Annotated in this window: 6 protein-coding genes and 2 pseudogenes; 5 read left to right on the top strand and 3 right to left on the bottom strand. The window is 64.2% G+C overall.

Features of this window, described 5'->3' with window-relative positions:
* A pseudogene (locus tag AB0B25_RS31830) lies at positions 1-204 on the top strand (cytochrome b); the annotation flags it as partial.
* Positions 205-317: 113 nt separating this feature from the next.
* On the opposite strand, the gene AB0B25_RS31825 reads toward AB0B25_RS31830, so the two are convergent.
* Positions 318-527: a DUF397 domain-containing protein gene (locus AB0B25_RS31825; protein ID WP_357187476.1), complete on the bottom strand. Its 210-nt coding sequence runs from the start codon at positions 525-527 to the stop codon at positions 318-320.
* Between the two features lie 424 nt (positions 528-951).
* On the opposite strand from AB0B25_RS31825, the gene AB0B25_RS31820 reads away from it, so the two are divergent.
* From AB0B25_RS31820 to AB0B25_RS31810, 3 genes and pseudogenes are all read left to right on the top strand, one after another.
* Positions 952-1,434 (top strand): DUF309 domain-containing protein, encoded by a 483-nt coding sequence (locus tag AB0B25_RS31820; RefSeq protein WP_357187474.1) that lies wholly within the window; start codon positions 952-954, stop codon positions 1,432-1,434.
* 55 nt (positions 1,435-1,489) lie between these two features.
* Positions 1,490-1,878, top strand: a pseudogene (locus AB0B25_RS31815) (glutamate--tRNA ligase family protein); the annotation flags it as partial.
* 464 nt (positions 1,879-2,342) lie between these two features.
* Positions 2,343-3,077 carry an RDD family protein gene (locus tag AB0B25_RS31810; RefSeq protein WP_357187471.1) on the top strand — a complete coding sequence of 245 codons (735 nt, stop codon included), beginning with the start codon at positions 2,343-2,345 and terminating at the stop codon, positions 3,075-3,077.
* 77 nt (positions 3,078-3,154) lie between these two features.
* Here the strand turns inward: AB0B25_RS31810 and AB0B25_RS31805 are convergent, their stop codons facing one another.
* Positions 3,155-3,706, bottom strand: a complete 552-nt coding sequence (locus AB0B25_RS31805) for a DUF4190 domain-containing protein (RefSeq protein ID WP_357187468.1) — start codon at positions 3,704-3,706, stop codon at positions 3,155-3,157.
* Between the two features lie 32 nt (positions 3,707-3,738).
* Here AB0B25_RS31805 and AB0B25_RS31800 point away from each other — a divergent pair, with 32 nt between their 5' ends.
* Positions 3,739-4,518 carry a queuosine precursor transporter gene (locus AB0B25_RS31800; protein ID WP_357187479.1) on the top strand — a complete coding sequence of 260 codons (780 nt, stop codon included), beginning with the start codon at positions 3,739-3,741 and terminating at the stop codon, positions 4,516-4,518.
* A gap of 45 nt (positions 4,519-4,563) precedes the next feature.
* Here AB0B25_RS31800 and tgt read toward each other — a convergent pair whose 3' ends face one another.
* The gene (tgt, locus tag AB0B25_RS31795) at positions 4,564-5,796 is read right to left on the bottom strand and encodes a tRNA guanosine(34) transglycosylase Tgt (RefSeq protein WP_357187465.1); all 1,233 of its coding nucleotides are present in this window, start codon (positions 5,794-5,796) and stop codon (positions 4,564-4,566) included.
* Positions 5,797-6,381 lie beyond the last annotated feature (585 nt).

Raw genomic sequence — 6,381 nt, 5'->3', positions numbered from 1 at the left:
TATCAGGGCGCTCCGGTACCGAAGAAGATGAGCAAGCTGGGTTCGGCGGGCAAGCCGGGCACCGGCAGCTTCCTGCGCGCGGATCCCTGGCAGGAGTCGGAGCGGAATCATTCGATCGAGCACGAAGAAGAACGTAAACAACTCGCGGTGCTCCGCAACTACCAGAGACGGGCCAATGGCAACGGGAATGGCTCTGCTGGTTGATGATTCGTCCTTGCGGGAAACCGCCGGCCACACCTGGCCCGAACATCGCGAAGGCCCCGAGTCCGTGCCGACCCGGGGCCCGCTCTGCCTTATTCAGGCGCTTCCGGAGCCGCTCAACAGCGCCGGAACTCCCCCACCGAGACACCTGCTAGGAATGCATCCCACTCGCCCGGCGCGAAGGCCAGGATCGGGCCGCTTCCGTTGTCCTTGGTATCACGGACCGCCACATTGCCGTCGATGAGAAAGGCGACTTCCACGCAGTTCCCATCCGGACCACTGTGTGCACTCTTGCGCCACACAACGCCCGTCAAATCAACCTCCACGGCACTAGCTCCTTTGCTGCGTCGAGAACGAAAATTCTCCTGACCATCGTTCTAGCTAGCATCGGCACCCGGCTGGAGACGCCGAATCCCGTAGTGCGCCTCGCGGTAGCGCGCACTTCCCCGGTGCGTCGAGGGCGCACATCGAGTTCAAGAGGAATACACCTCGTACGGGGGTTGCCCCGCGCGGTAAACACTAGCAGGTCCTTCGAAAGTTTGCCCGTCTCTTACCTATTCAATCATCGCAACGTCCTACGGTTTGCGAAGAAATAGTTTGCGGAAGCATTGCCAGCGGTTGGGATACATTCTGAACACCGGCATACCACAATGTCTTTAACGGATGTGATTGCTCCGTTACCCGGTCGACAATTCGCGGGCGCGCACGGTCACGTCGACGCCGTCGCCGGGGCCGTGCATCATGGAACCTATGGTGGAACGCGATCGCGACGACGCAGGTCGCGCCCGAAGTGCCCGTCCGCGCGACCGACTGGGGCGCCCGCTACCGCCGGGAAGTGCCGGAGTTGCCCGAATTCCGGACGATCTGGAACTGCCGCCGCAGCAAACTTTGACTTTCGCCCAGCAACTGCTGGACGACGGTCTCGCATTCAACGCGCACGAGGTATTAGAGGCAGCATGGAAGAACAGGCCGTTCGCCGAGCGGATGCTGTGGCAGGCGCTCGCGCAGTTCGCTGTCGGCGTTACCCACATACAGCGCGGAAATCCCAAAGGGGCGCGTACACTACTGACCCGCTCTGTGACCCGGCTGACCGCCTATCAACCGGAAGGCGACATGGTGCCATATGGAATCGACCGTGCCGGACTGATCAGCCGAGTCGAATCGCTACTCGCCGCGCTCGACGCCGGCGCGCAACCGGCGGCCGAAGACCTCAGACCCCGCCTTCGCGGCTGACCGCCACCCCCACCATGGCCATCGTGCGCACCCCAGGGTTCAGCCGGGCCCGTGCCTGTGGCCGGGGGCGGGTCGGTACGCGCCGAGCCCGTCCGGGGATCTGCACCTGGGTAACCTCCGCACAGCTCTCCTCGCCTGGGCGTTCGCCCGCTCCACCGGGCGGCGGTTCCTGCTCCGGATCGAAGATCTGGACCGCGTGCGCCCCGGCGTCGAACAGCGGCAACTGGATGACCTCGCCGCGATCGGCGTGGACTGGGACGGTCCTGTCGTCCGGCAGTCCGAGCGGCTGCCCCGCTACGCGGCGGCCATCGATCAGCTCACCGCGGCCGGGTTGACTTACGAATGCTATTGCACCCGAAGTGAAACCAGCAGGCCGCAATAGCTCCGCACGGACGGATAGGCGCTTATCCCGGCACCTGTCGCACGCTGACCGCGTCGGGGCGACGGTATCCCCGCCTACAACCTCGCGGTCGTGGGCATCCTCGTAGGCCAGCGAGGGAATGGTGTTCTGTCTCATTGGGCGACCGTAAGGCAAACCAAAGGGCTTGGCTTGTACAAAATGGGTTCTGCATGCCGACCCATTCCCATCCGCAACACACGAAGCGCCCTCGGCTGTGTCGAACACCGTTTCCAGTTCTGCGACCACGTGCTGCGCGGCGATCAGCCGTTCGACCACCTGCGGTAGCGATTCATACCGCGCGTTGTTTCCGGAACTCCTCGAGTTCCTGCGCGGCATCGGTGTCCACACCGCAGCACCGGCGCCTCCAGGCGTACAACATCGCTGCCGACGCAGGGAAGCTGCCCCACGAACCGTGGATACTCGATGTGAACGGGTTGTTGCAATGCAGCCGATGTCCGTAACGTACGCATCGTCCATCTACTGATTCACTCGACGAGGACAAACAACTATGACTAGCGGTGGGTACGACCCCAACCAGTATCCGCAGGGCGGGCAGCCGTATGGGCAGCCGTACCCGGGCGGCGACCAGTCGGGGCAGCAGCCCCAGTATGGGCAACAGCCACAATATGGGCAGCAGCCGCCGCAATACGGGCAACAGCCCCAGTACGGCCAACAGCCCCAGTACGGCCAACAACCGCAATACGGCCAACAACCGCAATACGGCCAACAACCCCAGTACGGCCAACAGCCGCCGCAATACGGGCAGGATCCGTACGGCCAGCAGCCCTACCCGCAGCAGCCCGGGAACTTCGGCTATGGCGGCCAGCCGGGCGACCTCGGCACCCGCATCGGCGCCCGCGTCATCGACGCGCTCATCCTGATGATCCCCTACATCATCATCTACTTCCTGGTCCGGGATTCGTTCGGCCTGACCATCGGCCTGGGCCTGATCTGGACCCTCGTGCAGCTCGGCTACTTCGTCGGGATGGAGACGACCCAAGGAACTACGCTCGGCAAGAAGATTCTCGGCCTGAAGGTGCTCGCCCCCGGCGGCGCCGCCAAGATCGACCCGGTCACCTCGCTGAAGCGAAACCTGTTCATCGCGGCCAACATCATCCCGTGCGTCGGCGGCCTCGTCTCGTTGGGTCTGGCGATCTACATCATGGTCACCATCTCGCAGGACCCGAACAAGCAGGGCTGGCACGACAAATTCGCCGGCGGCACCCAGGTCGTCAAGAGCTGACCTACCGCAGTCGTATCAAACGCGCAGGGGCGCACCCGAATATCGGGTGCGCCCCTGCTACTTTTTCGGCATCGCCGCTATGAACTCGTCGCCCCCACGACGATCACGAAGACGAACCACACGATGCCGAGAACGATCGATCCGACACCGACCCAGATACCGGCCAGCGCCATGCCGCGCCCCTCTTGCCCCGACTGCTTGATCTGATTCAGCGCGACAGTGCCGAGGATGATGCCGACGATCGACCCGATCCCGCAGGTGACGAACCCGACCAGCGATGAGATCAACGCGCCGATCGCCACGCCGTTGGTGCCCTGCACCGAAGCGCCATAAGGCTGGTAGGGGTACGGATAATTCGGCTGCGGATAGGGCTGTGCGGCCTGGTGGTAGGCAGGGTACTGCGGCTGCGGCGGGGGTGTCATCGGTTGAGCGGGCGGCTGCACCGGGTACTGCGGCGCCGACGGGTAACCGGAGGGCGCGGCGTTCGGGTGCTGTGGCGTCGACGGATAACCAGAAGGCGGCGCGGCGTTCGGGTACTGCGGGACCGAGGTCTGCCCACCGGATTCCGGCGATACGCCTTGGCCGCCGTACTGTTTCCACCATTCGTCGGAATCGCCGGGATTCGTCATCGCTACAGCGTATTCGACAACCTGGTTGGATGATGCGGGTGAGTGAGTCGAAGACAACCCAAGAACCCGACCAGCCTGCCGGCCCCGCACCGCACCATGCCGCATTCGCGCAGGTAGCCCGCGGGTATTACGCGCCGATCGTCGCCCTGTTCACCGCTACCTTGATCATCTCGAATATCTGTGCCACCAAGGGGGTGGAGTTCCTCGGCGAGGAGTCGCTGTCGCTCGGGCCGCTGCAGATCCTGCCCATCGGCACCGACGGAGCCTTCTTTCTGTTTCCGTTGGCCTACATCCTCGGCGACGTTCTCAGTGAGGTGTACGGCTTTCGCGCTACGCGGCGCGCCATCTACTACGGCTTCGCCGCACTGCTACTGACGGTCGCGTGCTTCGCCATCGCCATCCGGCTGCCCGCCGCGAGCTTCTACGAAAACCAGGAGGCGTTCCGCACGGTGATCGGTACGACGCCGCGGCTGGTCGTCGCCGGCCTGGCCGGATATTTCGTCGGCCAATTGCTGAACTCGGCAACGCTGGTGTTGATCAAGGAACGCACGAAGGAAAAGCAGCTGTGGGCCAGACTGATCGGATCTACCGTCGTCGGCGAGTTCGCCGACACTCTGATCTTCTGCTCGATCGCCGCGGGAGCCATCGGCATCGACACCTGGCAGCAGTTCGTGAACTACCTCATCATCGGCTTCTTCTGGAAGACGCTCTGCGAGGTGCTCGTGCTTCCGATCACCTACCGAGTGATCGCGATCCTGAAGAAACACGAACCCAGCTACGCCCCCACCGAAGTTGCCCCGCTGCAGGCCTGACCGAGACTCCGGCACACCGAGCGACGCGATTCACCCGAGCGTCGGCTACGACCGCTTCCAGCGGCCCAGCGTCTCCGCTTTGTGCTCATCGAAGTAGTCGCCCTCGATGCTGTGGCGGATGCGGTCGACGAGCCGCACCGTGAACCGCTCGTTGTGGATCGTGCACAGCGTGGACGCGAGCATCTCCTTGGCCTTGAACAGGTGGTGGAGGTAGGCGCGGGTGTAGTTGGCGCAGGTGTAGCAGTCGCAGGTCTCGTCGATCGGGGTGAAGTCGCGGCGGAAACGGCTGGTATTGATGTTGAATCTGCCGTTGTCGACATAGATCGCGGCGTTGCGGGCGACTCGCGACGGGTTCACGCAGTCGAAGGTGTCGGCGCCGTTCTCGATCGCGGCGAAGACGTCTTCCGGCTCGCTGATTCCCAGCATGTGCCGCGGCTTGTCCTCGGGCAGCTCGTCACAGCACCAGCCGACGATAGCGCCCAGGTTGCGCTTCTCCAGCGCGCCGCCGATGCCGTATCCGTCGAAACCGGTTCCCGCTCTTCCCCGAATCGACTCGAGTCCGCGACATGCCTTGCGACGTAGATCCTCGTACTGCGCCCCTTGGACGACGGCGAACAGCGCCTGATATGGGCGGTGCGCGCGTGCCGAGGTCAGCCGCTCGTGCTGATCGATGCAGCGTTGCGCCCACTCCTGCGTGCGCTGCACCGATTTCTCCTGGTAGGCACGGGTGTTGAGCAACGTCGTGAGTTCGTCGAAGGCGAACATGATGTCGGCGCCGAGCTGGTGCTGGATGCTCATCGACACCTCGGGGGTGAACCGATGCTCGGAGCCGTCCAGATGCGAGCGGAAGGTGACACCGTCGTCATCGACGGTGGCCAGCCGCTCCTTTCCCGCGGCGATCACCTCGTCACTGCGGACGTCGACCGCCTCCATCGCGAGCACCTTCTTGAACCCGACCCCGAGCGACATCACCTGAAACCCGCCGCTGTCGGTGAAGGTCGGGCCGGACCAGTTCATGAACTTGCCGAGCCCACCCGCCTCGTCCACGATGTCAGCGCCCGGCTGCAGATACAGGTGGTAGGCGTTGGCCAACAGCGCCTGCGCGCCGAGTTCCTTCATGGTTTCCGGCAGCACCGCCTTCACCGTCGCCTTGGTACCCACCGGAATGAACGCGGGCGTGGCGATCGAGCCGTGCGGCGTGCCGATCACACCGGACCGGCCGTGCCGCCCGTCCAGACGAGCGCCAACGGCGAAGGAGAAGGATTCGGGACTGGACACTCCGCTATCCTCGCAGTTCAGCGAACGTCAACTACACGGGGCCATCGATCACCAGATCCGGTACCACTCGCCGCGCGCGGGTAGACATCTTCAGCCGCGCCGACCGCCATACCGCCCCTGTCTCACCCCTGCGAGAACCTGAGCCAGTTGCGCCCATCACATGTTCCCACCATCCGCCCAGATTCCCCGGCCGGATCACCCGCGAAACCCACCCCGCACGGCAACACATCCGCGGGGATCCACCGATCACCACCCACCCACGACCACTCGGCCCAACTCCCTCTTCCGAGCGAAGAGCGAGACCAAGCATCCCTCGTTCGCGGCCCGGCCAGCGACGCAAGGGCCTCGAACACACAGCACCGCAGGCGCTGCTGTTGAACACAGACACAACCGCCACAAACGGCAACGCACCACCCAACCCAAGAATGCACACGCAGAAATCCACCAATCCCTACCCACCACAACCACTCGGCCCAACTCCCCCTTCCGAGCGAAGCGAGACCTGGCATTGCCCGTTCGCGGCCCGGCTCGCGTTCGAGCGACCGCCGCTTGCGACTTCGTCGCGGACGCGTCGGCCGCTCGAAC

The sequence above is a fragment of the Nocardia sp. NPDC049190 genome, assembly GCF_040648115.1.
Taxonomy (GTDB): domain Bacteria; phylum Actinomycetota; class Actinomycetes; order Mycobacteriales; family Mycobacteriaceae; genus Nocardia.
Note: the sequence above shows the minus strand (reverse complement) of the source record. Positions and strands in the feature narration are given on the sequence as shown.

Bases quoted from the DNA above. Each gene is read 5' to 3' on its own strand.
- AB0B25_RS31810 (WP_357187471.1), top strand. From the start codon at position 2,343: ATGACTAGCGGTGGGTACGACCCCAACCAGTATCCGCAGGGCGGGCAG.
- AB0B25_RS31805 (WP_357187468.1), bottom strand. From the start codon at position 3,706: ATGACGAATCCCGGCGATTCCGACGAATGGTGGAAACAGTACGGCGGC.
- AB0B25_RS31800 (WP_357187479.1), top strand. From the start codon at position 3,739: ATGCGGGTGAGTGAGTCGAAGACAACCCAAGAACCCGACCAGCCTGCC.
- AB0B25_RS31820 (WP_357187474.1), top strand. From the start codon at position 952: ATGGTGGAACGCGATCGCGACGACGCAGGTCGCGCCCGAAGTGCCCGT.